Here is a 25,391-nt window from a genome sequence, read left to right on the forward strand (position 1 = left end):
TGTAGGAGCGGGCTTGCCCCGCGATTGGCCTGCGACCGTTACAACCTTTTTCCTGCCCAATCAATCCGCTATGCTCGACCTCTGACCGCCCAGGAAAGAGGGTTCCATGATCAGCAGCAAGTTGCCGAATGTCGGCACGACCATCTTTACCACCATGTCCCAGCTCGCCGCGCAAACCGGCGCCTTGAACCTGTCCCAGGGGTTCCCCGATTTCAACGGCCCGCAAGCATTGCTCGATGCGGTTGGCCGGCATGTCAGTGCCGGGCACAACCAGTACAGCCCCATGACCGGCCTACCGGCATTGCGCGAGCAAGTGGCCGGCAAGATCGCCCGCAGCTATGGCGTCAGTGTCGATGCCGACAACGAAATCACCATCACCCCCGGCGCCACCGAAGCGATCTTCTGTGCCATCCAGGCGGTGATTCGTGTGGGCGATGAGGTCATCGTTTTCGACCCCAGCTATGACAGCTATGAGCCCTCGGTGGAACTGGCCGGCGGACGTTGCGTGCATGTGCAACTGACTGATGGCGCGTTTGCCATCGACTGGCAGAAGCTCACGGATGCCTTGAGCCCGCGCACGCGGATGATCATCATCAATTCGCCACATAACCCCAGCGGCGCGCTGATCAGCCGTGATGACCTGGACAAGCTGGCGTTACTGATTGCCGAGCGTGATATCTATCTGATCAGCGACGAAGTCTACGAGCACCTGGTGTTCGACGGTGTCCAGCATGCCAGCGTGCTGGCCCATGAAGCGCTGTATCAGCGTGCTTTCGTGGTCAGCTCGTTCGGCAAGACCTACCACGTCACCGGTTGGAAAACGGGCTATGTGGTGGCGCCGCCGGCCCTTAGCGCTGAATTGCGCAAGGTCCACCAGTACGTCAACTTTTGCGGGGTGACGCCGCTGCAATGGGCGCTGGCCGACTTCATGGCCGCACACCCTGAGCACGTTGAAGAGCTGCCAGCGTTCTATCAAACCAAACGTGACCTTTTTTGCGAGCTGCTGGCGTCATCTCGTTTTCAGTTCAAGCCCACACCGGGTACTTACTTTCAGTTGGTGGATTACTCGCAGATTCGCCCGGACTTGAACGATGTCGACATGGCGCTGTGGCTGACCCGTGAGCACGGCGTGGCGACCATCCCGGTGTCGGTGTTCTACCAGCAACCCATCCCCGAGCAGCGCCTGGTGCGCCTGTGCTTTGCCAAACGCGAGGAGACGCTGCGTCAGGCAGCGGAGAAGTTATGCGCGATCTGAGTGCTCTGCCCAATCTGAAAGTGGCTCTGGTTCAGACTACCCTGGCCTGGCAGGATCGCCTGGCCAACTACGAACATTTCGAAACGCTACTGGAGCAGGCCCGTGGCGCTGACCTGATTGTCCTTCCGGAAATGTTCACCACCGGCTTTTCCATGGACTCCGAAAGCCTGGCCGAGCCTGAGAATGGCCCGACCTACAAGTGGCTCAAGAGCCAGGCCAAGAAGCTCGATGCCGTGGTCACCGGCAGCGTGATTATCCAGGCCGCTGATGGCAGCCACCGCAACCGCCTGCTGTGGGCCCGGCCTGATGGCGAGATTCTGTTCTACGACAAACGCCACCTGTTTCGCATGGCCGGTGAACACAAGCACTACACCCCGGGTGAGCGTCAGGTGCAGTTCGAGCTCAAGGGCTGGCGGGTACGACCATTGATTTGCTACGACCTGCGTTTTCCGGTGTGGAGCCGCGACGCTCAGGACACCGATTTGTTGCTGTACACCGCCAACTGGCCCGCGGCCCGGCGTCAGCACTGGAATCGCCTGCTGCCGGCGCGGGGTATCGAAAACCTGTGTTATGTGGCGGCAGTCAACCGTGTGGGTACTGACGGCAAGGGCTTTGCCTATACTGGCGACAGCCAGGTGCTGGACTTCCAGGGTGAGAGCCTGCTCGGTGCAGGGGAGGCGGACGGGGTATTCACCGTGGTGCTCAGTGCGGCGGACCTTGCGGCCTACCGTACGCGGTTTCCGGCCAATCTGGATGCTGATACCTTCGATCTGCATTGAGCCCGATCGCGGGGCAAGCCCGCTCCTACGGTAGGAGCGGGCTTGCCCCGCGAATCAGTACACATCCCGCCGATAGCGCCCAAGCTCAATCAGCCTTTCAACCTCGGCTACCCCGAGCACCTCGTTGAGCACCTCATCCACGCCGCTGGCCATGCCCTGCAAACTGCCGCAAATGTAGATCGACGCGCCCTGATCCAGCCAGCGCCGCAACTCTGGCGCCTGTTCGCGTAGACGGTCCTGGACATAGACCTTGTGGCTCTGGTCGCGAGAGAAGGCCAGGTCCAGCCGCGCCAGGTCACCACTGTGTTGCCAGCCTTGCAGCTCCAGCGCGCAGAGGAAGTCATAGGCCTGGTTGCGCTCGCCGAACAGCAACCAGTTGCGCTGCTCGCCGGCTACGATGCGCGCCTTGAGCAGGCTTCGTAGCCCGGCAAGGCCAGTGCCGTTGCCGATCAGGATCATCGGCGTTGCCGCTGCCGGCAGGTGGAAACCATTGTTGCGACGCAGGCGCAGGCTGACGCTGTTATCCACAGCCAGGTGCTCGGTCAGCCAGCCGGAACAAAGCCCCACGCTGCCATCGCTGTGGCGTTCCTGACGGACGATCAGTTCCAGCACGCCATCGCTGGCGATCGAGGCAATCGAGTATTCCCGCGCTGCCAACGGGATCAGTGCATCGACCAGGGCCTGGGCGTGCAGCCCGACCAGATGTTCGCGGCTCTTGGGCAGTTGCCGGCTGGCCAGGGCTTGCAGCAGGCTCTCGCGCAGGCCGTCGACCTGTACCGGTGCTTCGCCATCAAGGCCCAGCCCTTTGAGGAATAGCTCAAGGCTTGCGGTGCTGTTGCGCGGCAGGATCTCCACCAGGTCGCCGGCCTGCCATTGCGCTGGTTGTTCAGGCTTGAGGCCGAGCAGGTAGACCGCCGAACCCTGACTGCCAGGGTTCATCAATGTGCGACTGAGCAAGCGCCAGTTGCCGAACTCGGGAGCTTGCCAGGCCGCTGGCGGCGCGCTCCCGGTCAACTGTGCCAACTGCTGTTGCCAGTGTTGCAGGGCGGCTGGGTCGGCGCTGTCGACTTCAACCGGAGCGAAGGCGCTGGTCGCCCCGCGTTCGCCAAGCCAGGCCTGCAGGCGGCGGGCGAAGCCGCAAAAGTCCGGGTACTGGCGATCACCCAGGGCGAGCAGGGCATAGCTCAGGTTACCCAGGGCCCAGGGCTGGCCAAGCACCTTGCGTTCGAATCCGCGAGCGCTGTCGGGCGCTTCGCCATCGCCGAAGGTACTGACCACGAACAGGGCCTTTTGCGCCTGTTTCAGGTCGTGTTCGGTGAGTTCGGTCAAAGGCCGTACCTGCACCGGCAAACCTGCTGCCTGCAATTGTCCGGCACTCTGCCAGGCCAGTTGCTCGGCAAAGCCACTCTGGCTGGCAAAACCAACCAGCCAGCTGTCACTTTGCCCGTTTGTTGGCGCAAGGTTGCCGCGTGCGGCACGGACCTGGCGTTTCTTGCGCCGACGATCGAGGTAGAGCAGCCAGCCGGTGACGAAGAACAACGGCATGCTCAGGCTGGCGATGGTCACCAGGATGCGCCCGGTCAGGCCGAAGTAGCTGCCCACGTGCAGGGCATAGACGCTGGCCAGCAGCTGCGCCTTGAACGACTTGTCGGCATAGCGCTCGTGCTTTTTCACCTGGCCACTGGCCGGGTCGAGGCTCAGGCTGTTGAGGGCGCGTTCGTGTTCGGCGCCTTCAAGCAGGTAGAAGATCATCGCCGGTTGCCCGCCCGCTGGCGGCAGGCGCAAGTTGTAACTGGTCATCCCGGGGCCTGCGGCCGCTTTCAGGTTGGTCCAGACAGCGTCGTAATCGACCACCAGGGGTTTGCTGTCCTTGCCCGGGGCGCCGCCAGGGCGCCCGCCGCGAGCTTCGCCGCGCTTGTGCTGCTCGCCCGCGGCAGGGGCATCGCCCAGCAGTTTGTTCAGGCCTTCGCGGTACCATTCGTAGGACCAGAACAGGCCGGTGAGGGCGAACAACAGATAGAACAACAGGCACCAGGTGCCGGCTACGGCGTGCAGGTCCCAGTTGAAGGCACGCCCCTTTTTCGCCCACTCCAGGGTCAGCCAGACCCGCCAGTTCAGTGCTTTGCGCGGCCAGCGCAAGTACAGCCCGGACAGGCAGAAGAAAATCAGCATCAAGGTACAGGCGCCGGTGATCTGCCGGCCGGTGTCACCCATGGCCAGGAAGCGGTGCAACTGGAGCATCAGGTCGAAGAACGCCTGGCCACCGACCTCACCCTGCAACTTGCCGGTGTAGGGGTCGGCATAACGCATCAGGCCCCGGCGTTCGCCCGGGGCAGGGGTGAAGAACACCCGCGCCGCTTTGTCCTGGTCGGCCTGGATCCAGAGCATGGCGATCTTGTCGCCCTGTTCTGCCTCTATACGCCGAACCAGCTCGGGCATCGGCAGTACACCTTCCTGGCGCACCTCGACTTTGAGCACGTCAGGGTTGCACAGCTGCAACAGCTCGTCCTGGAACGACCAGGCAGCGCCGGTAATTCCCATCAGGGCCAGCACCAGACCTGCGGTGATACCGAAGAACCAGTGCAGTTGAAACAGGGATTTCTTCACCACATCAACCACCTTGTCGTGTCGCAAATGCGAATGCGACGCACATTATGCCTTGATACACAAAAGCCCCGTTCACCTAAATGAACGGGGCTTGCCAGTCAGCGTCTGTCAGAAGTGGAAGCTGGTGGTCAGCAGGGCAGTGCGCCCGGCGGCCTGATTGGCGTAGTGGGCCGCGTAGGCCTTGTCGTAGTACACCTCGTTGGTGAGGTTCTGCACGTTGAGTTGCAGGTCGACGTTCTTGGTCAGTTTGTAGCTGGCCATTGCGTCGTAACGCCAGTAGGAGTCGACCATCACGGTGTTGTTGACGTTGCCGAACACGTCATCGACGTAGAAGGCACCGCCACCGACGGTCAGTTTCGGCGTGACGTTGTAGGTGGTCCACAGGGTCAGGCTGTTGTTTGGCGTGTTGGGCATCTGGTTGTCGTTGTTCGGGCTGTCGACAAACACGCCGCCAACGTTCTGTTTGCCACCATCGATCAACTTGGCATCCATGTAGGTGTAACCGGCAAAGACTTGCCAGTCGTTGGTCAGTTTGCCAGTGGCGGTCAGTTCCAGGCCATCAACGCGGCTCGTGCCAACGTTCTCGTAGGTATTGGTGCTGACCAGAACCCGGGCATTCTCTTTCTCGGTACGGAAGATCGCTGCGGTGAGCGCCAGGCGCTCGTCCAGCAGGTTCCACTTGGTGCCGATTTCGTAGTTGGTGGTTTCTTCCGGTTTCAGGTCGCTCTTGGTGGTGGCCGTCAGCAGTGGGTTGCCGTCGCTGCCTTCGCCGAGCGAGGCGCCTGCTGGCGTCGCTGACGTCGCGTAGGAAATGTACACACTGCCGTTTTCGGCCGGTTTCCAGGTCAGGCCCAGCTGGCCGGTGACGAACTCACTGGTGTCTTCAGTCTTGAAGCTGGTCGCACCGCTGGCCACTTTGGTCTTGGCCTTGGTGTCGAAGTGGTCATAACGCAGGCCCATGGTCAGCAACCAGGCCGGGTCCAGTTCCAGAGTGTCGGTCAGGTAGATGGCGCGGGTGTTGCTGGTGGTGTCGGCACCGGCCAGGGTGCGGCTGACGGTGCCATTCCAGGCTTCGTTGGGGTTTGGATCGGTGAACGAGGTGCAGACACCGGATATCTGCCCGGTTGCGCTGCTGCAGTTGCCGGAGCTGAAGCCGGTGACGTCGTAACCGGTCTTGACCGAGGCTTCACGGCTCAACTCGATACCGGTCGAGAAGCTGTTCTTGAAACCACCGATGTAAACCTCGCCGAACAGATCGGTCTGGTTGGTGGTGGTGCTGGTGTTGGAGACACGGTTGTTCGGACGACGCCAGACTTCATCCTTGAGGATGTTGCCCTTGCTGTCATCGGGTTGGCTGAAGATGTAGTCCTGCAGAGTATTGCCGTGGCGCAGGGTGTTCTTGATGGTCAGCGAATCGCTCAGGTCGTGCTCAAGGGCGATGGTGCTGATGTCGGCGCGGCTTTTGTAGAAGTCGCGGCCCACAAGACCATAGTAGTTGTCGCTGTCGCCGCCGTCGGTGGGTTTGTCCGGGTTGGCCGAAGTACGGTTGGCGGAGCTGCCGGACCTGAGGCTATAGGGAATTCCCGAATCAGGCAGGTCATCACTCTCCATGTGGTAGTAGTCCAGGCTCAGGCGGGTCTGGGTACCCAGGCCGAAGACCAGCGACGGTGCCACCCCCCAACGGTCGTAGTTGACTTCGTTGCGCCCGGCCACATTGCTCTCGTGGCTCATCAGGTTGAGACGGAAGGCGGCGGTGTCGAGGAACTGGTAATTGCCATCGAAGGTGTAGCGCTTGGTCTGGTCCGAGCCCCAGGTGAAGGCACCGTCGGTCGAGTTGCCCAGGTGCGCGCGCTTGCTGACCAGGTTGATGGTGCCGCCTGCCGCACCACGACCGCCGATGGCCGAGTTCGGGCCCTTGGCGACTTCGACCGATTCGATGGCGAAGATCTCGCGGGTTTGCGAGCCGGTGTCGCGCACGCCATCCAGGTACATCGAGCTCTGCGAGTCGAAACCGCGAATGAACGGACGATCGCCGGACGGGTTGCCACCTTCACCGGCGCCCATGGTGATCCCGGGCACGGTACGCAGGGCGTCCTGCAGGTTGAGGGCGTTGGTGTCCTTGATGACTTGCTGAGGGACCACTGTCACGGTGCGCGGCGTATCGAGCAGCGGTGCGGTGTATTTCTGCGAAGAGGCACGCTCGACCTTGTAGTCGGTGCTGGCAGTTTCTGCCTGGCCGGTAACGCTGGTCGCGTCCAGGGCAATTGCGCCATTTTTGACAGGTTCAGCATCGGCGGCAAAAGCCGCGTGGCCGGTAGCGCTGAGCGCTACACCAATGGCGCAAGTGAGCAAGCGTGGTGAACTGACAGCGGTTGGCACATAGTGTCGCGGCATGGTGGTCCCCTTCCCCAGGTTTTTAGGCCGCGAAATATAATGTAAACAAATATTGGTAACAATTGAGAAGCATTGCCAATTGCGCTGAATTTACAATCTTTACGATTTGTAACTGGCGGTTTTTTGCTGCTGAAACGTCTCTCCCGCCGAAAAGGCTTGAATAGGGGCAATGGGAATCAATACCATTGACGTCTTTTCTCGCCTCAGGTGTTCACACCATGCTGCTACATATCTCCGGGCTGTTTACCACCCAGGAAGTCCAGCGTATTCGCGAGGCGCTGGAGCAGACGGAGTGGGCTGACGGCAAGATCACCGCAGGTCACCAGTCGGCCAAGGCCAAGCACAACCTGCAATTGCCTGAAGCTCATCCATTGGCCAAGGAGATCGGCGCAGCGTTGATCGAGCGCCTGTGGCAGAACCCGCAGTTCATGTCGGCGGCATTACCGCACAAGGTTTTTCCGCCGCTGATCAACTGCTACCGCGAAGGCGGTAATTTCGGCTTTCATATCGACAATGCCCTGCGCCAGCCGCGCGGCAGTCATGAGCGGGTACGCACCGACCTGTCTTCGACGTTGTTCCTGAGCAACCCCGAGGACTATGACGGTGGCGAGCTGGTGATTCAGGACACCTACGGCCTGCAGCAGGTGAAACTGGCGGCAGGTGATCTGGTGTTGTATCCGGGCACCAGCCTGCACAAGGTCAATCCGGTGACCCGTGGCGCCCGTTATGCGGCGTTCTTCTGGACCCAGAGCCTGGTGCGCGAAGACAGCCAGCGCACCCTGCTGTTCGAGATGGATAACGCCATCCAGCAACTGAGCGCCGACCTGCCCGAGCACCCGGCACTGATCCAGCTGACCGGCACCTACCACAACCTGTTGCGCCGCTGGGCCGAGGTCTGAAGTGAGTTTTAAACTGCGACGCAAAGAGCTGGTTGACACCGAACAGTTGCAAAAGATGCTCGAGCACAGTCCGGGCAAAGCCGCCCAGGCGGTTCTCGTCGTCGCGGGGCAAGGAGGTGTCGAGGCGCAGCTGCTGCTGGGGCAGATCCTGCTGGATGGGCGAGGCATCGAGCAGGACCTGCCACTGGCCCGCAAGTGGTTCGCTATTGCAGCCCAAGCGGGTAGTGCAATGGCTCATAACATGCTCGGGCGCTGCCTGGAGCATGGCTGGGGCGGTGCGTGTGACCTGGTTCTGGCCGCTTTCCACTACCGGGAGGCGGCACAGGCAGGGTTGGATTGGGGCTTGTACAACTATGCCAACCTGCTGGGTACCGGACGGGGAGTGGCAATGGATCAGGGCCTTGCCTTGGCAACCTATCGCCGGGCAGCCGAGAAAGGGCACGCCAAATCGATGAACTTGTTGGGGCGCTATCTGGAGTTGGGCCTAGGGTGCACGGCTGACCCGGCCAGGGCCAGGCGCTGGTATCGACGTTCAGCCCTGGCGGGTGATTTTCGTGGCCAATTCAGTCATGCCAGCGTTTTGCTCGAGCAAGGCGAAATCGAGGAGGCGCTGGTTTGGTTACGTCGGGCGCTGGAACATGGCAATGCCAACTTTTTGCGCAGCAGCATTGCCAGTCTGGAGCAGGTTGATAATGCCAGGATCAGGGCGTTGCTACCCTTCTACAAGCAACGCCTGCGGCAATTGCAGGCGTAATCCTGATTGTATGTCCGGACCCTGTTCATGCGTCGAGACGTGACCTCGGATGGGAAGGGCTGCTGGATTCACTTGCGCAGGGAGTTGGAGCAAGTTTTAGCCCCAGCCCAACCGGGCTGAACGAAAGAGCAGGAGGCTCTATGAATATTCCGCACATGCAATCTTTTCTGGCCCGTCTGATCTGCATCACACCGGAGCACTTCGGCTGGGTGGGTGTTTCTGAGACGACTCACTCGCTGAGTGGGACCGACCTGGCCAGCAGCGGTTGGCTACAAATACAGAACATGGGCGCACAGGTCGCCGGAATCCAGTTTCGTTTCGACTATCTGCAGACCAAGGGTGACAGGATCCACTACCAGGTCAGTTGCGCCTCCGACGTAGAGGGCTACCAGGGGCGCAAGATGAACATCAGCCGCAATGGCTACTTGGGTTTCTACAGAGAACAGGATGCGCCGTTGTGGAAAATCGAGCGGCTCAATGAGCAATCAGGCGCTCAGAGGGAGCGCTTTCATCTGCGAGACAAGGATGGCTACCGGGTCTGCAATCACCGAAGCGATGATGGTTGGCACTATTTGAATGTGCGTAAGGGACAGGTCTTGACCTTCGGACTTCGACACGTACAGATACTGGCGTGACCTGCTAGTGCACCGCAGAGGCGATAGCGACGCCTAGGCGTCGCCATCGCTGCCAAATCAGAGGTAGTAGGCTTTGAGTGGTGGGAAACCATTGAACTCCACCGCGCTGTAGCTGGTGGTGTAGGCACCGGTCGACAGCCAGTACAGGCGGTCGCCGATCGCCAGGTTCAGCGGCAGACCGTACTTGTAGTGCTCGTACATGATGTCGGCGCTGTCGCAGGTGGGACCTGCGATCACGACCTCTTCCATCTCGCCTTTCTTCTCGGTCCAGATCGGAAACTTGATCGACTCGTCCATGGTTTCGATCAGGCCGGAGAACTTGCCCACATCGGTGTACACCCAGCGCTCGACGGCAGTACGCGATTTACGGGCTACCAGCACCACTTCACTGACCAGGATGCCGGCGTTGGCAATCAGCGAACGGCCCGGTTCAAGAATGATTTCCGGCAGGTCGTCGCCGAAGTCTTCCTTGAGGAAGCGGATGATCTCCTCGGCGTAGGTTTCCAGGCTGTTGGTCCGGGTGATGTAGTTGGCCGGGAAGCCGCCACCCATGTTGATCAGTTTGAGCTCGATGCCGTCTTCCTCTTTCAGGCGCTCGAAGATCACCTTCACTTTGGCGATCGCTGCGTCCCAGACACTGATATCGCGCTGCTGCGAGCCGACGTGGAACGATACACCGTAAGGCACCAGGCCCAGGTCACGGGCGAGGATCAAGAGGTCCATGGCCATGTCGGTCTGGCAGCCGAACTTGCGCGACAAGGGCCAGTCGGCGGTGGTCGAGCCTTCGGTGAGGATGCGCACGTAGACTTTCGAGCCTGGGGCGGCCTTGGCGATGTTGCGCAGGTCGGCTTCGGAGTCGGTGGCGTACAGGCGCACGCCCTTCTCGTAGAAGTAGCGGATGTCCTTGGACTTCTTGATGGTGTTGCCGTAGCTGATGCGATCGGCGCTGACCCCGCGGCCCATCACTTTGTCCAGCTCGTAGATCGAGGCGATGTCGAAGCTTGAGCCCTTTTCCTTGAGCAGGTCGATGATCTCCACGGCCGGGTTGGCCTTGACCGCGTAATAGACTTTGGCGAATTCGAAACCGGCGCGCAGGTCGTCGTAGGCCTGGCTGATCATCTGCGTGTCGATGAGCACGAACGGGGTTTCTTGCTTGTCGGCGAAGGCCTTCATTTTCTGGAAGGTATCGCGCGCGAAGTAGTCTTCGACCTGAATCGACATGCTTAGGGACTCCATGGGCAAACTGAAAAAATAAGTGGCTGCAACTGAACGTCCTCCGTATCCCCACTTTGGTTCGCCTACTTCCCAAGGCATGTCGCCGAAAGCAAAAAGGTCAACCGTGCGTAATAAAGCGGCTACGGGTGACCTTGCTGTCTCGTCGTCAGTACTTGAGCCGGATGGATCGTTTCCAGCATGGACGTTCGGCGCGAACTTTAGGACCTGGGGGGCTCAAGATCAACAAAAAATGTCGCGTTTTTGCATACGTCCGTCGCCCTGGAAGGGTCGGCCTCTTTGTAACCGACCCAGGTAAACAGTAGATGTTCAATTTGATGGCAAAAGCGTTAAAAATACCCGTATACGCTGGGATCTTCTGTAGAACACGCAAATGGATATGATCGTCGGAGTTGGTGGCGAAAGTGCGGCAAATATCGGGAATTTTCGGCTGCATGGTGGTTCTTGTGTGCGTGCGATTTCGACGCTGCCGTTCAAATTTTTTTCCGCTCTGACAGCAGGTTCGCCACACACTTTTTTAAGAACTAATTTCGCCAACAGCGCTTCGTCGGCCGCGGCGATCTCCGATTGCCGGTCTTAATAAGAAACATTACTATTCACGCCATTCTTTATCGCCTGCGAAGACTCCCGCACCGTGTCGCGACACAAAGGCTTTCTCGACCACTACCACGAGCTGATCGGCACCTGGACGCGCAAGTTGCGCAGTCGTCAGCAGGCCGAGGACCTGGCGCATGATGCGTTTGTGCGGGTACTGGAAAACGACCAGACCGGAGTCGAGCAACCACGGGCTTACCTGCACCAGACCGCGCGCAACATTGCGGTGGATGGTTACCGCCGTGAAGACCGCCGTCAGGCGCTGGAACAGGACGCGTTCGAGTTGAGTGCCAGTGCCAGCGGCGACCCGGAGGCCTATGTGAATGCCGTGGAACTGGCCGATAGCGTAGAGCGCGCCTTGGCAGAACTGCCCCTCAACTGCCGACGGGTATTTATCTGGCAGAAACTCGAAGGCTTGACCCAGGCCGAGATCGCCGAGCGCATGGGCTTGACCAAGAACATGGTCGAAAAGTATATGATCCGCACGCTCCGGCATCTGCGTGAGCACCTGGATGTGTCGACGAGATGAGTCAGGCGAATGTTTTCATGAATCAGGACGCGTGCCGTTGTGGCAGCGAATCCGTGCGCGAGCAGGCCGCCCTCTGGTTTGCCCGCAGCCGCGAGAGTGACCTGGCGCCAGCGCAACAGGGCGAACTGCAGCGCTGGCTGGCCGAGCACCACCAGCATCAGTATGAATTCGATCTGCTGGATACACTGTGGAATGCTGCCGGGCAGGTGCCCCGGGCCCGCCTCGAAGCCCTTTGCCAGGCCGATCCGGTCAGTCAGTTGCCGCGTCGACGTATTCTGCGCCAGGCGCTGGCCGCCGGCATTGCGACCCTGGCGCTGGGCCTGGGCTGGGTGGGCTGGCAGCAGCATCAGCTCAATTATCAGGGCCAGTTGCAGACCGCCCTGGGCGAGCGGCGTCAGCTCGATTTGCCGGATGGTTCACAGCTTGAAATCAACGGCCGCACGCACCTGGTCGTGCAGTTCAGTGCCGGCCAACGCCGCATCGAGCTGCGAGAGGGCGAGGTGATGTTCAGTGTCGCCGGCGACAGTGCGCGGCCTTTTGTGGTCAGCACGGGTAATGGCACGGTGACCGTGACCGGCACCCGCTTCGATGTTCGTAAGGACCCTGAGCAAACCCGCGTCGCGGTCGAGCACGGCTCGGTACGGGTCGAAGGCCGCGATGCTTCCCAGGCCCTGCTCAGTGCCGGGCTGGGCGCGCATATCGACAGCAAGGGCCAGGTGGCTGCGCCCTATGCGGTGGATGCCGCTGCACTGACCGCCTGGCGCAACGGCAAGCTGGTGTTCAACGATGCGCCGCTGAGCGAGGTGGTCAAGGAAGTCTCGCGCTATCGGGAACAGCCGCTGCGTGTCGCCCCCGGAAGAATTGCCGCGTCGCGCCTGAGCAGCACCTTCAGTGCCGACGATACCGACGCTTTGTTGCGGGCGCTGCCAAGCATCCTGCCGGTAGCGATCAAGGCCCATGCCGATGGCTCCAGCGAAATAATCGCAAAATAGATTCAGGTTTATTTTCAGTTGTTCGTCTTCCTGGCCAACTGCAACTGCCAAGCATTTCCATTTGCATGGCATTGACATCTGTATGGACCTTCAGGACCTCTTGACGACGTGAACAACAACAAATTTTCCCCGCGTTCTTCCCGCTGGTTGCCCCTGGCCCTGGCCCTGGCTGTCAGCGGCGGTATTTCCAGCAGCTACGCCGCACCGGCAGTCGCCAGTATCCAGATCCAGGCTCAGCCTCTGGCGTCGGCGTTGAGCCAACTGGGTCAGCAGACATCGCTGCAACTGTTCTTCAGCCCTGAGCTGGTGGCGGGCAAGCAGGCACCAGCGGTTTCCGGCAAGCTGCAAGCCGAAGAGGCATTGCGCGCGTTGCTTGAGGGCAGTGGCCTGACCTACGAAATCTCCCAGGGCACCGTCGTCCTGCACTCGGCACAGACTGCCGGGACCCTGACCACTGGCAGCCTCGAACTGGCCCCGACCGACGTCAAGGTTGTTGGCGACTGGCTTGGTAGCGCCGAAGAAACCGTGGTGCAGAATCATCCTGGCGCCCGTACCGTGGTGCGCCGCGAAGCGATGATCGAGCAGGGTGCCTTGAATGTTCGCGACGTGCTGCGCGGTGTGCCGGGTGTTCAGGTGCAGGACTCCAACGGTACTGGCGGCAGTGACATCGCCTTGAACGTTGGCGTGCGCGGCCTGACTTCGCGGCTGTCGCCACGCTCCACGGTGTTGATCGACGGCATCCCGGCAGCCTTTGCCCCCTATGGCCAGCCGCAGCTGTCGATGGCGCCGATCTCCTCCGGCAACCTCGACAGCATCGATGTGGTGCGTGGCGCCGGTTCCGTGCGTTATGGCCCGCAAAACGTTGGCGGGGTGATCAACTTCGTGACCCGGGCGATCCCCGAGAAAGCCACCGGTGAGCTGTCCACTACGATGGAAACGTCACGCCATGGCGGCTGGAAGCACATCGAATCGGCGTTCCTCGGCGGCACTGCCGACAATGGCCTGGGTGCGGCCTTGCTGTATTCCGGGGTCAACGGCAATGGCTATCGCAGCAGCAACAACGACAACGATATCGATGACGTGTTGCTCAAGACCCATTGGGCGGTCACCGACAGCGACGAGTTCTGGCTCAACTTTCATTACTACGACGCCAAGGCCGACATGCCTGGTGGCCTGACCCAGGCCCAGTTCGACGACGACCCGTACCAGTCCGATCGGGACTACGACAACTTCAGCGGCCGGCGCAAGGATGTGTCCCTCAAATACCTGCGCCAGATCGACGATGTCACTCAGTTCGAGGTGCAGACCTACTACACCGACAGCTTCCGTGGCAGCACTATTGCCGCCCGCGACCAGAAGACCTTGTCGTCGTATCCACGCAGTTACCACACCTTCGCCATTGAGCCACGGGTGTCGCGAATCTTCTTCGCAGGTCCCACCACCCAGGAAGTCAGCGTCGGTTACCGCTACCTCAAGGAGGCGATGCACGAGCAGTCGAGCCGCCTGGCGTTGGTCAACAACGTGCCGACCGTCACCCCAAGCTCCGACGGCCATGTGTTCCAGGACCGCACTGGCGGTACTGAAGCCAGTGCCTACTACATCGATGACAAGATCGATGTCGGCAACTGGACCATCACCCCGGGTATCCGTTTCGAACACATCAACACGGACTGGCATGAGCGTCCGGTGCGCGGTACCAACGGCGTGCCGGTGCAGGAAAAGAGCCGCAGCGTGACCAGCAACGAGCCGCTGCCGGCGCTGAGCGTGATGTATCACCTGTCCGATGAGTGGAAGCTGTTCGCCAACTACGAGACATCCTTCGGCAGCCTGCAGTATTTCCAGCTCGGCCAGGGTGGCAGTGGCGACCAGACCGCCAACGGCCTGCAAGCCGAGAAGGCCAAGACCTATGAAGTGGGCACGCGCTACAACAACGGCACCTGGGGGGGCGAGCTGACGGCGTTCTACATCGACTTCGATGACGAGTTGCAGTACATCAGCAACGACATCGGCTGGACCAACCTGGGGGCGACCAAGCACCAGGGCATCGAAGCCTCGATGCATTACGATTTGTCCGGCCTCGATTCGCGCCTGCAAGGCTTGAGTGCCAACGCCGGGTTCACTTACACCCGCGCCACTTATGAAGGTGAGATCCCCGGCTTCAAGGGCCGTGACCTGCCGTTCTACTCACGACAGATCGTCAACGCCGGGCTGCGTTACGAGATCAATCGCTGGACCTGGAACCTGGATGCCTACGCCCAATCGAAACAGCGCGCACCGGGTACGGGCATGAACGCAGACGGTAGCTTCAACGGCAACTATATCACCGAGCCGAGTGCCGATGGCCAGTACGGCAACATTCCGGGTTACGTGACCTGGGCGGTGCGCGGTGGCTATGACTTTGGCCAGGAGCTGTCGAACCTCAAGCTTGCGGCCGGGGTGAAGAACCTCTTCGACAAGCAGTACTACACCCGCTCCAGCGACAACAACTCGGGGATCTACCTGGGTGAGCCGCGCACCTTCTATGTGCAGGCCAGTGTCGGTTTCTGAGGCCTGATCGCGGGGCAAGCCCGCTCCCACGAGACCTGTGTGGGAGCGGGCTTGCCCCGCGATGCGTTCACACCGTTTCAGCCGGCGACACTATGCTGGACTTACCCCCACGCGAACGCCCCGAACTCAGATAAGCGGCAATCGATTCCTGGGTCACCTCGCCGAGGAACACCTGTTCGGCGTCCAGCACTGGCAACCACGAGCGATTGAACTCGTACATTCGCGACAACAGGATGCGCAGGTGTTCATCGTGCGAGGCGGTGGCGTTGAAACTGCGCAGAAAATCAGCGCAGCTGCCTTGCTGGCGATGCAGGTCGCGACGGCGTACGTACCCCATGGCCTTGTTCTGCCCGTCGGTGACCACCAGGTAACGGCGGTCATGTTCGTCCATCAGTTCCAGGGCCTCGCTGACCGGTGTTTGCGGGCTGAGCGACGGTGCGTTGTCGGCGGCGTCTTCGGCGCGCACCAGCAGCAGGCGCTTGAGCGTGCTGTCCTGGCCTACGAAGTTGCTGACAAAGTCATCCGCAGGATGGGCCAGCAGGGTGTCCGGATGGTCGATCTGAATCAGTTTGCCGGCGCGGAAAATTGCGATCTTGTCACCCAGTTTGATGGCCTCGTCGATGTCATGGCTGACCATGATTACGGTCTTGTTCAGCGCGCGCTGCATCTCGAAAAACTCGTTCTGGATCATCTCGCGATTGATCGGATCGACCGCGCCGAAGGGTTCGTCCATCAGCAGCAATGGTGCTTCGGCGGCCAGGGCGCGGATCACACCGATCCGCTGTTGCTGGCCACCGGACAACTCACGCGGGTAGCGCTGCAGATACTGCTTGGGTTCAAGCTTGATCATGCTCATCAACTCGCGGGCGCGCTCGTGGCATTTTTGCTTATCCCAGCCAAGCAGACGCGGGACCACGGTGATGTTCTCTTCGATAGTCATGTTGGGGAACAGGCCGATCTGCTGGATCACATAGCCGATGCGCCGGCGCAGGGTCACTTCATCCAGGCCGGTGGTGTCTTCACCGTTGATCAGTACTTTGCCCGAGGTGGGCGCGATCAGGCGGTTGATCATTTTCAGCGTGGTGCTCTTGCCGCAACCGGAGGGGCCGAGGAACACGCAGATCTCGCCTTCATTGACGGTCAGGCTGACGGAGTCGACGGCTTTGACGTCTTTGCCATTGGCGTGAAAGGTCTTGCTGAGGTTCTGGAGTTCGATCATGGGCGCAGTCCTTTTGGAGTCAGGGAGCGTTGCAGGGCTTGCAGCAGCAGGTCGGCGAAGATGGCCAGCAGGCTCACCAGCGCGGCACCGACCAGCAGCATCGACATGTCGCTGCGGCTGATGGCGGTGAGGATGAGCACGCCCAGGCCACCGGCGCCGATGGTCGCGGCGATGGTCATGACGCCGATGTTCATGACCACGGCGGTCCGCACCCCGGCCAGGATCACCGGCACGGCGATGGGCAGTTCGACCATGCGCAGGCGCTGGCCGAAGGTCATGCCGATGCCGCGGGCGGCCTCACGGATGCCCGGCTCGACGTTGGTCAGGGCCAGGTAGGTGTTGCGCAGGATCGGCAGCAGCGAATAGAGAAACACTGCGGTGATCGCCGGCAATGGCCCCAGGCCCTGGCCGAACTTGGAATAGAACGGCAGCAACAAGCCGAACAGGGCGATCGAGGGGATGGTCAGCAGCACCGTGGCGCTGGCTTGCAAGGGGCCGGCGAGGGATGGGAAGCGGGTCATGAGAATGCCCAGCGGCACGCCGAACAGGATCGCCAGGCTGACGGCGATACCGACCAGGGTAATGTGCTGCCAGGTCAGGTGCAGCACCTGGGCCCAGTCCAGATGGGTAAAGGTATCGAGCATGTCAGGGCTGCTCCTGTGCAGGTGGATGCTGGCGCAGGTACTGGGCGGCAACTTTGCTCGGGCTCTGGTGTTCGACATCGACCTTGGCGTTGAGCTGACGCATGGTCTGGTCGTCGAGCTGTTCGGCCAGCGGCTTGAGCAGGCTGGCCAGTTGCGGGTGGGCGTCGAGCACGGCCTTGCGCACCACCGGGGCTGCGGTGTAGTCGGGGAAGTAGTGCTTGTCGTCTTCGAGCAGCTTGAGGTCAAAGGCGCTCAAGCGCCCGTCAGTGGTGTACACCAGACCGCTGAACACCTGGCCGTTGCGCAGCGCGGTGTAGACCAAGCCTGCGTCCATCTGGCGGATGTCGCGGCGGGTCAGTTGCAGGTCGTAGGTTTGCTTCAGGCCCACCAGGCCATCGGGACGGTTGGCGAACTCGGTGTCCAGGGCCACCACGTGGGTGCGGTCCTTCTCGTCGCGCAGCACCTGGTTCAGCTCGCTGATGCTGTTCACCTGCGGGTACTGCTCGGCGACCTTGCGCGGCAGGGCCAGGGCGTAGGTGTTGCTGAACTTCGACGGCGTTAGCCAGATCAGGTCTTTCTTGGCGTCCAGTGCCTTGACCCTGGCATAGGTCGCCTCGGCGCTGGGCATACGTTCGTCAATATGGTTGTAGGACACCAGTGAGACACCGGTGTATTCCCAGACCATGTCCAGCTGGCCGGTTTCATGGGCGCTGCGGGCCAGGTTACTGCCCAGGCCACCGGTGATACGTACGTCGAAGCCGTTCTGGTTGAGGTACTGGGCGGTGATTTCAGCCAGCACCGTTTGTTCGGTGAAGACCCGCGCACCGAGGCGGATCACGGGTTTGCTCGCGGCCTGGGCAAATCCTGCGAACAGCAGGGCCGCACCCAGTAACAAGGCGATTCTCTTCATGACATCTCCTTCGCTTAGTGGGCCAGGCCGCGTTCAAGCCAACGGCGGCTGGACTGCGCCACCAGGGCGTCGAGCAGCAGGGCGAGCAGGGCGGTACAGGCAGCGCCGAGCAGCAGTTGCGGCTGATTGTTCAGGGCAATGCCGGGGAAGATCAGGCTGCCCAGGCTATTGGCGCCGATCAGGAACGACAGCGGTGCAGTCCCGACGTTGATCGCCAGTGCTACCCGCACACCGCCGACGATGATCGGCACGGCGTTGGGCAACTCGACCCGCCAGAGGCTCTGGCGCGGGGTCATGCCGATGCCGGTGGCGGCTTCCTTGAGCGAGGCGGGTACGTTTTTCAGGCCTTCGTAGGTGTTGCGCACGATCGGCAGGAGGGAGGCGAGGAACAGCGCGAAGATCGCGGGACCGGCGCCAATGCCCAGGACACTCAGGGCAATGGCCAGAACGGCCAGAGGGGGGATGGTGTTGCCAATGTTGAAAAACTGCATGAAGCGTTCGGCGCGGTCGACCCGGTGCGGTCGACTCAAGGCAATCCCAGCGGGTATGCCCACGGCTAATGCCGCCACCATCGACAGCAACACCAGCATCAGGTGCGCTTGCAGGTAGAACCATAGATCGGCGCGGTAGTGCGCGATCGTCTCGATGCCGATCCAGTGGATCAGCAGGGCCAGGATGACGAGCACGAAGGCACATCCCATCAGCCCCTTGCCATAGCGTTTAGCCACAGGCGGACTCCTTTTGTCGTCGGCGAACACACTCCCGTGGCGGCCACCATTCCAGGCGGCAGGCAGTGTGATCGCGATAAGCAGCGCGTTGTCCGAAAACGGAGCGGAACACGCCATAAGCGAAGCCTCGTCAGGCTCGTAGTGCCAGTGAAAGCAACCCTGACGAACGGTCATGACCGATTGCGTATCAGGGCAGTGGACGGCTCCACAGCCGTAAAGGTTCCCATCTGAAGCGGAGTTTGGCCAGCGCTGATTAACCCAACGGTTCAGTTCGGAGACAGATTTGGGCTATAATCTGCGCCCTTTTTTTGAATCACCTGCCAGGCGATTTCCCATGACCAACCAGGCCGCCGAAGTCGCGAAACGCCGCACCTTCGCCATTATTTCCCACCCCGATGCGGGTAAGACCACCATCACCGAGAAGCTGTTGCTGATGGGCAAGGCAATTGCCGTTGCCGGTACGGTGAAATCGCGAAAGTCCGACCGCCATGCCACCTCCGACTGGATGGAAATGGAGAAGCAGCGTGGTATCTCCATCACCACCTCGGTGATGCAGTTCCCCTATCGCGAGCATATGATCAACCTGCTCGACACCCCGGGCCACGAAGACTTCTCGGAAGATACCTACCGTACCCTCACCGCCGTCGACTCGGCGCTGATGGTGCTCGACGGCGGTAAAGGGGTCGAGCCACGGACCATCGCCCTGATGGACGTCTGCCGCCTGCGTGACACACCGATCGTCAGCTTCATCAACAAACTCGACCGTGACATCCGCGACCCGATCGAACTGCTCGACGAAATCGAAGCGGTACTCAAGATCAAGGCCGCGCCGATCACCTGGCCAATCGGTTGCTATCGCGACTTCAAGGGCGTGTATCACCTGGCGGGCGACTACATCATCGTCTACACCCCGGGCCACGGCCATGAGCGTACCGAGGTGAAGATCATCGAGAAGCTCGACTCCGATGAAGCCCGCGCTCACCTGGGTGACGAGTACGAGCGCTTCCTCGAGCAACTGGAACTGGTCCAGGGCGCCTGCCACGAGTTCGACCAGGGCGAGTTCATGCGCGGCGAGCTGACCCCGGTGTTCTTCGGTACGGCACTGGGCAACTTCGGTGTCGACCATGTGCTCGATGCCGTCGTCGACTGGGCGCCACGCCCGCTGCCGCGCGAGGCCAACGAGCGCAATGTCGAGCCGACCGAAGAGAAATTCAGCGGCTTCGTGTTCAAGATCCAGGCAAACATGGACCCCAAGCACCGCGACCGTATCGCTTTCATGCGCATCTGCTCCGGCCGCTACGAGAAGGGCATGAAAATGCGCCACGTCCGCACCGGCAAGGACCTGCGTATCGGCGACGCGCTGACCTTCTTCTCCTCCGAGCGTGAGCAACTGGAAGAGGCCTGGGCCGGCGACATCATCGGCTTGCACAACCACGGCACCATCCAGATCGGCGACACCTTCACCGAAGGCGAAGCCCTGGGCTTCACCGGTATTCCGCACTTCGCCCCGGAACTGTTCCGCCGTGTGCGCCTCAAAGACCCGCTCAAGTCCAAGCAATTACGCCAGGGCCTGCAGCAGTTGGCCGAAGAGGGCGCAACCCAGGTGTTCTTCCCCGAGCGCAGCAACGACATCATCCTCGGCGCCGTCGGTGTGCTGCAGTTCGATGTGGTCGCCAGCCGCTTGAAGGAAGAGTACAAGGTCGAGTGTGCCTACGAGCCAATCACCGTCTGGTCGGCGCGCTGGATCAGTTGCGACGACAAGAAGAAGCTCGAGGAATTCAAGAACAAGGCCGTGGAAAACCTGGCCATCGACGGCGGTGGTCACCTGACCTACCTGGCCCCGACCCGGGTCAACCTGGCGCTGATGGAAGAGCGCTGGCCGGATGTGAAGTTCCGCGCGACCCGCGAGCATCATTGATCTGCCAAACCCCGCCCAGGCACGCCCGGCGGGGTTTTTTTCGGCCTGCTGGCAGGCTCAGGGGTGCAGCGTTCTGCTCAACTGGTAGATCAGCAGGACCAGCGAGTCGGCATTGGCCAGTATGATCCGCACGCGTTTGTTCACATCGCTGTAGAACGTCAGGCGTGCATCATGCAGATTCTGTGCGCCGGTGATGTCAAGGATCCGGCGCAAGCCGTTGCGGTCAATGGCCTGCAGGTCGCGCAGGCGCCCGGCCGGGGTCTGTACAACGAACAGTTGGTTGGCCGGAGTACGCGCCGAGAAAGCATCCTGATGCAACCCTGCGAGCCTTGTCCGTTCCTCGCCCGGGACCAGCCAGTCAGCGTAAGGGGTGGTGCCATCCAGGTAGCGGATATCCCGGGTCTCACAGGCCAGGTGGGAAAACTCGTGAAGCAATGTCATGGCCCGGGTCATGTCCGCAGCTTCCTCGGGACGATAGATCATTTGCAATGGCAGATAGCTGCTGGGGCTGAAGTTGAAGAAGTCGTCCAGCAGAAACACTTGTCCGGAGAAGTCGAATGGCAGGACAAAAGCCATAGAGCCGGCGGGCGCGTTAGCATCGGTGCCGAGGACGTAGCGTTGCGAGTGCGAGGGGGAGTAGTGCGTAGCCAGCATCTTGGCCAGCAGCTTTTGCACGTTGCTACGTACCAATTCCAGAATGTCATCGGTCACCTGGGGCAGTTCGAAAAACGCTTCCAGGATCTGTGCGGTCTCGGCCGATAGCTGTGTGGCCGAAGCCCGGTCCAGGTTGCTGTGGCAGGTCACCAGGTCATGCACGGCAATGCGGTGGGCATCGCGTATCTTGCGGGCGTGGCCGGGGAACAGGCGCTGGATTCGGCGCATACCGACGGCCAGGATCACCGTGTTTGCGCGAGAGGCGCGCCAACGGCTGAAACGGCCGCTGAGGTGGCTCAGGGCCCCGCCGTACTCCAGTGGCAAGGGTTGCGCCGGGTCGATGAGCCAGCGTCTATTGGCATCCAGCAGCAGCCTGGGACCGGGTTCGCCATTCCCGATTTGCAGGTACCAGCGGCTGCCTGACTGGCGGACGTGATAGATCCGGCTATTGAGATCGATAAAGCGATCCTCGCCTTCGGCCGCGCGATAGACCTGGGTCGAGGGGTCCAGTTGCAACGCTGCCAGTTCCTGCCCCGGGGCTTCATAGTGCAGCAGCGTGGTGTCGTATTGTGCAAGCTTGCGTACGCTGTTCCAGAATTGCGCCTTGGGTTCCCCAGTGCTGGCGTTCCAGCCGAACGGCAGGGCCAGGACCAGGCCTAATCCCAACTGGGCCAGTGCCTCGCTCCAGTGGCGTCTGCCGATACTGTCCAGCACCTGCACGGCGGCAAGTTCCACTTGCCAGAATGCCAGCAGTGAGCCGAGCCTGCCGGGAAGGAACAGGCTGACGGTTTGCCAGAGATCGCCAAGCAGTTGTGTGAAGGCTTGCCAGCGAACCTTGTCGGCGCTGCTCAGTTGAGCCTTGGCCATGGCCTGCAACTGCTGCGCGTTGTCCAGGAACAACCAGTGCAGGATATTGCCCTGGATCGGTTGCAGGACCAGGTGCGGTGGCGCCGGCCGGCTCCAGGGCAGGTCGAAGTCAGACTCGATGATGACCGGCAGATGCGGCTCGCTGAAGCCGCCATGGGCATAACGCTTGCGTGTGTCCGGCGGCAGGCGCGACAGTAGCAATTGCTGCAACGTCTGATCGGTTTTGAGCTGTTGCAGCAGATCCTGCTCATGACGGAACTGGCGCAGCGGGGCGCTTGCTTCATAGGGGCAGTAGAGCAGCAGCGGGCCCTGGCTCCCTGGGCTGATCAGGCACAGGCCGGGCACCGGGTCGGGGGCAAGGTCGGCGCATTGCAACAGCAGGGGCATCAACTCGACCTTGCCGCCGTCGACAGCGGCCCGGCTGCTGCTTTGTGGCATCAGCATCAGTTGCTGGATGCACGCCAGGCCGCGGTCATCCAGCGTTCCCTGCAGCCGTGCGCGCCAGGCAATTTCCAGCAATTGGCCGGGTAGTTGCTGGCAGAACAGTTGTAGGCGCGTCTGATAATGCGCGTCGCTCGGATCGAAGATTGAGCGCAGCAGCAACTGGTAGCGCCCACCGATATCCAGTTGCCGAACCAGGTTGAGCAGGTAGCGGGCGTTCAAGGTATTGGGCAGTTGTACGCCAGTTGCCGGTTCGATATGCAGGATGGGGTTTTGCCAGTCATGGAAGTGGTTCTGGGCGTAGCTCACCAGGGACTGGCGATGGCGTTCATAGGCAGCGGGAAACGCCGAGGGAATCTGGCCGATGGCTACGGGGGCGGCGATCCAGCGGTTGCTGGTCACTTGGATATCTTCCGCGCGCAGGCCGGCAGGACCAAAATCCAGGTCCAGCTGCGTTTGCAAATGGTCGCGGCTGTATTGCTCGAGTGTCGGTACCTCGAACAGATAGTCGCGTGCGCCGCTGCCACTGGCCAGGCTGCCGAGCAGCGCCTGCAGGTAATGTCGGCGCTGTGTTGAAGAGGCCTTGCCCAGCCAGTCGGGCAACTGGTTGCTTTGCTGCAGATCCAGGGCCAGGTCGCTCAGACGCTGCAGGGCCTGCAGGCCCCTGTCGAGGCTGTCGTGACCCTGGGCCAGACGCTCCAGTTCGCTGGCCGGCAGGCCGGCAGCCAGACCCTGTTCAAAGCCTGCGAGCAGGTCACTGTAGCGTTGCACCGTGATGGCTGAACCTGGGAAGCCGGCGCTCAGCCAGGTCGGGGGCGGCCGTTGGGCCGCACCCGGCAGGCGCCGTTCCAGGGCCAAGCACAGACTCAACAGACGACGCTGGTAGGCCTGGGTGTACTGCGCATCGCGGGCAAGGATTTTCTCCAGGCGTAAAGGCAATGCCTGGGCGACCTTGCGCAGGCCCTGATCCACCACGATCCAGGGCAGGCGCGTGGCCAGCTCATTTGCGTCAGCCGACTCGGTGCTCAGTTGATAGCGTTGTGTTACTGGCCGAGCCGATTGCTGCGCCGCGACATAGCGCCAGGCGAGGGCGTGCAGCGGCTGTGTGGCGTGGGCGTGGGCGGCGGTCGGACGCACGGTGATGGCGGTGAGTGGCAGTTGCGTCGCCAATAGGCCACCCAGGTGCAGTTGAAGCAGTGCCTGGGTGATGGCGCGCAATCCCGGGCGCTGGGTTTGCATATGGCCATAGTCGTCCAGCAACTGTTGCAGCAGATGGGCCTCGCTGCCGACCGATGCCGGGCTGGCCAGGTTGGCGGCGACCTGCTGCAGGACGCTCAGCGAAGGACGTGCGGGGCTCAATGGGGCGAGGTCGTCCAGTTGCGGGTCGAGCATGCTGCCCAGTTCACGTGCCTGCTGGAAGCAGGCGTGCAGGTCGATGCCGTTGGGCTGAGTCAGGCTTGCGACCAGACGCTGACGCTGTCCATCGAGCAGGTTGTCGACAAACGGCTGCACGCCTGACGCTGCCAGGGCCACCAGCTTGCTCTGGGTAAGCGCCAGTTTGCTCAGGTGCAGGCGTTGCCCGGGTGCTGCGCAATCGAGCCAGCGTGTGCGGGAAAGGGGAGCGTTGATGCTCGCCAGCAAAGCCTTGGCACTGGGAAAGCGTTCTAGCCCGTAGCGGGCACTGTAGGTGAAGCAAGGTTCGTCGTGGGAGTTGCTGGAGGCGATGACCAGCAGCGCATCGAGGAACATTGCAGGCTGATCTTCATCCATCAACGCTATTGTGCAGGTGCGCAGCAAGGGTGTGTCGCCCGGGTTCAGCCAGTTCGACAGGTTGCGGTAATCCAGGCTGCCGAGTGCACCTTGCCGGTGGACCTGCTCTAAAGCGAGCTGCAGGCGACAGCGCAGCAGTGACGCCAGTTGCTCGCGACGGCTGGGTTTGCCTGCCGGGGCATTCGACCAGTATTGCTCGAGGATACGTTGGCACTGTTTGGCCAGGATCTCGCGTGCACGTAGCAGCGCTGTGCCAGGCGTTGAGTGGTCGCTGCTGGGCTGACCATTGATCAACCATTGCCCGCTGAACCCGGCCTGCGGTTCGCGCAGCAGGTCCAGCAGCAAGTCATCCAGGGTCGCCGGTGTGGAGGTGGCGTATGGGGCCAGATAGCCGAATGAGCCCGGGCCGTGCGGGGAGCCCTTGAGGACGCGATTGAGGGTATTGCTGATGGCCTGTTCGGCCTCGGGCTGGTTGCTCAACAGCTGGTGCATCTGCCACAGCGCACGGTTCAGGTTACTGTTGAGTGTGAGCATCAGGTGATCGAACAGCGGCAGGTCCAGCAGGTTGACCTGCAGTTGGACGAACTGGCGGGTGGCCAGCCACTCTTGTTGCTCCGGGGTGGCATAGCGTACATAGGCCAGTGCAGTGCTTGGCTGGCTCAGTTGCTTGAGTATTTCAGCCATAGCCTGGTGGCGGTCGACGAAGCGCTGCAGACCAATATCCGGGTTGTAGAGAAACACCCTGCTTGCGCTATCGCTGATGAGTACGCTGCTGTCCAGGGGCAAGGCCTGGCTCTGGGCGGTCAGCGCGTCGAGCCCGTCGAGCCGCCAATGGCCGGAGTATGCAGGCGTTCCAGCGGTGGGGGCGAGCAGAGGGAGCTGCCGGTACTCCTCGTCGTCGAGCAGACCGGCTGTGTGTGCCAGGTTCAGATGCTGGAGAAAACCCGCACGCAGGACGTCACGGTGAAAACAGGGGAGATCGCGCAGCGGCATGGGCAGGCCTCGTCAGTGCTCAAGGTATG

General features: G+C 61.4%; 18 protein-coding genes. 10 read left to right on the plus strand and 8 right to left on the minus strand.

All coding sequences use genetic code 11. From position 1 onward, the window contains the following. Nucleotides 1-106: 106 nt before the first annotated feature. Nucleotides 107-1,255 carry a pyridoxal phosphate-dependent aminotransferase gene (locus EXN22_RS06125; protein ID WP_130263216.1) on the plus strand — a complete coding sequence of 383 codons (1,149 nt, stop codon included), beginning with the start codon at nt 107-109 and terminating at the stop codon, nt 1,253-1,255. After that, a complete protein-coding gene (locus tag EXN22_RS06130; protein WP_130263217.1) occupies nt 1,243-2,034 on the plus strand; it encodes an amidohydrolase in 792 nt (263 codons plus the stop codon). The genes EXN22_RS06125 and EXN22_RS06130 overlap by 13 nt, the downstream gene beginning before the upstream one ends. Before the next feature lie 54 nt (nt 2,035-2,088). Here the strand turns inward: EXN22_RS06130 and EXN22_RS06135 are convergent, their stop codons facing one another. Both EXN22_RS06135 and EXN22_RS06140 read right to left on the minus strand, forming a co-directional pair. Beyond that, nucleotides 2,089-4,644: a PepSY domain-containing protein gene (locus tag EXN22_RS06135; RefSeq protein ID WP_130263218.1), complete on the minus strand. Its 2,556-nt coding sequence runs from the start codon at nt 4,642-4,644 to the stop codon at nt 2,089-2,091. A 105-nt stretch (nt 4,645-4,749) separates the two neighbouring features. Beyond that, nucleotides 4,750-7,035 carry a TonB-dependent receptor gene (locus EXN22_RS06140; protein WP_130263219.1) on the minus strand — a complete coding sequence of 762 codons (2,286 nt, stop codon included), beginning with the start codon at nt 7,033-7,035 and terminating at the stop codon, nt 4,750-4,752. A gap of 218 nt (nt 7,036-7,253) precedes the next feature. Here EXN22_RS06140 and EXN22_RS06145 point away from each other — a divergent pair, with 218 nt between their 5' ends. The 3 genes from EXN22_RS06145 to EXN22_RS06155 all read left to right on the plus strand — a co-directional run bounded on the left by EXN22_RS06145 (nt 7,254) and on the right by EXN22_RS06155 (nt 9,323). Next, nucleotides 7,254-7,934 carry a Fe2+-dependent dioxygenase gene (locus EXN22_RS06145; protein WP_130263220.1) on the plus strand — a complete coding sequence of 227 codons (681 nt, stop codon included), beginning with the start codon at nt 7,254-7,256 and terminating at the stop codon, nt 7,932-7,934. A gap of 1 nt (nt 7,935) precedes the next feature. Then, nucleotides 7,936-8,688, plus strand: a complete 753-nt coding sequence (locus EXN22_RS06150) for a tetratricopeptide repeat protein (RefSeq protein WP_130263221.1) — start codon at nt 7,936-7,938, stop codon at nt 8,686-8,688. A gap of 140 nt (nt 8,689-8,828) precedes the next feature. Next, nucleotides 8,829-9,323 carry a hypothetical protein gene (locus EXN22_RS06155; protein ID WP_130263222.1) on the plus strand — a complete coding sequence of 165 codons (495 nt, stop codon included), beginning with the start codon at nt 8,829-8,831 and terminating at the stop codon, nt 9,321-9,323. Between the two features lie 57 nt (nt 9,324-9,380). Here the strand turns inward: EXN22_RS06155 and EXN22_RS06160 are convergent, their stop codons facing one another. Then, nucleotides 9,381-10,544 carry a type III PLP-dependent enzyme gene (locus EXN22_RS06160; RefSeq protein WP_036993923.1) on the minus strand — a complete coding sequence of 388 codons (1,164 nt, stop codon included), beginning with the start codon at nt 10,542-10,544 and terminating at the stop codon, nt 9,381-9,383. A gap of 385 nt (nt 10,545-10,929) precedes the next feature. On the opposite strand from EXN22_RS06160, the gene EXN22_RS06165 reads away from it, so the two are divergent. The 4 genes from EXN22_RS06165 (at nt 10,930) to EXN22_RS06180 (ending at nt 15,218) form a co-directional block, all read left to right on the plus strand. Continuing rightward, a complete protein-coding gene (locus EXN22_RS06165; protein ID WP_130263223.1) occupies nt 10,930-11,136 on the plus strand; it encodes a hypothetical protein in 207 nt (68 codons plus the stop codon). A gap of 54 nt (nt 11,137-11,190) precedes the next feature. After that, a complete protein-coding gene (locus EXN22_RS06170) occupies nt 11,191-11,679 on the plus strand; it encodes an RNA polymerase sigma factor (RefSeq protein WP_130263224.1) in 489 nt (162 codons plus the stop codon). 17 nt (nt 11,680-11,696) lie between these two features. After that, nucleotides 11,697-12,671: a FecR family protein gene (locus EXN22_RS06175; RefSeq protein WP_130263225.1), complete on the plus strand. Its 975-nt coding sequence runs from the start codon at nt 11,697-11,699 to the stop codon at nt 12,669-12,671. Between the two features lie 108 nt (nt 12,672-12,779). After that, on the plus strand, nt 12,780-15,218 hold the full coding sequence (locus EXN22_RS06180) for a TonB-dependent siderophore receptor (RefSeq protein WP_130263226.1): 2,439 nt from the start codon (nt 12,780-12,782) through the stop codon (nt 15,216-15,218). Between the two features lie 67 nt (nt 15,219-15,285). On the opposite strand, the gene EXN22_RS06185 is transcribed toward EXN22_RS06180, so the two are convergent. Genes EXN22_RS06185 through EXN22_RS06200 form a run of 4 tightly spaced genes read right to left on the minus strand, consistent with a single transcriptional unit; the run spans nt 15,286 to nt 18,719 of the window. Beyond that, the gene (locus EXN22_RS06185; RefSeq protein ID WP_130263227.1) at nt 15,286-16,437 is read right to left on the minus strand and encodes an osmoprotectant ABC transporter ATP-binding protein OsmV; all 1,152 of its coding nucleotides are present in this window, start codon (nt 16,435-16,437) and stop codon (nt 15,286-15,288) included. Further along, nucleotides 16,434-17,081: an ABC transporter permease gene (locus EXN22_RS06190; protein ID WP_130263228.1), complete on the minus strand. Its 648-nt coding sequence runs from the start codon at nt 17,079-17,081 to the stop codon at nt 16,434-16,436. Before EXN22_RS06190 ends, EXN22_RS06185 begins: the two co-directional genes overlap by 4 nt. 1 nt (nt 17,082) lies before the next feature. Then, complete coding sequence (locus EXN22_RS06195) at nt 17,083-17,991, minus strand: glycine betaine ABC transporter substrate-binding protein (RefSeq protein ID WP_130263229.1); 909 nt, start codon at nt 17,989-17,991, stop codon at nt 17,083-17,085. Between the two features lie 14 nt (nt 17,992-18,005). After that, a complete protein-coding gene (locus EXN22_RS06200) occupies nt 18,006-18,719 on the minus strand; it encodes an ABC transporter permease (protein ID WP_130263230.1) in 714 nt (237 codons plus the stop codon). Nucleotides 18,720-19,053: 334 nt separating this feature from the next. On the opposite strand from EXN22_RS06200, the gene EXN22_RS06205 reads away from it, so the two are divergent. Next, nucleotides 19,054-20,637, plus strand: a complete 1,584-nt coding sequence (locus EXN22_RS06205) for a peptide chain release factor 3 (RefSeq protein WP_130263231.1) — start codon at nt 19,054-19,056, stop codon at nt 20,635-20,637. 57 nt (nt 20,638-20,694) lie between these two features. Here the strand turns inward: EXN22_RS06205 and EXN22_RS06210 are convergent, their stop codons facing one another. Next, the gene (locus tag EXN22_RS06210) at nt 20,695-25,362 is read right to left on the minus strand and encodes a dermonecrotic toxin domain-containing protein (RefSeq protein WP_130263232.1); all 4,668 of its coding nucleotides are present in this window, start codon (nt 25,360-25,362) and stop codon (nt 20,695-20,697) included. Nucleotides 25,363-25,391: the final 29 nt, after the last annotated feature.

The sequence above is a fragment of the Pseudomonas tructae genome (genome assembly GCF_004214895.1).
GTDB lineage: Bacteria > Pseudomonadota > Gammaproteobacteria > Pseudomonadales > Pseudomonadaceae > Aquipseudomonas > Aquipseudomonas tructae.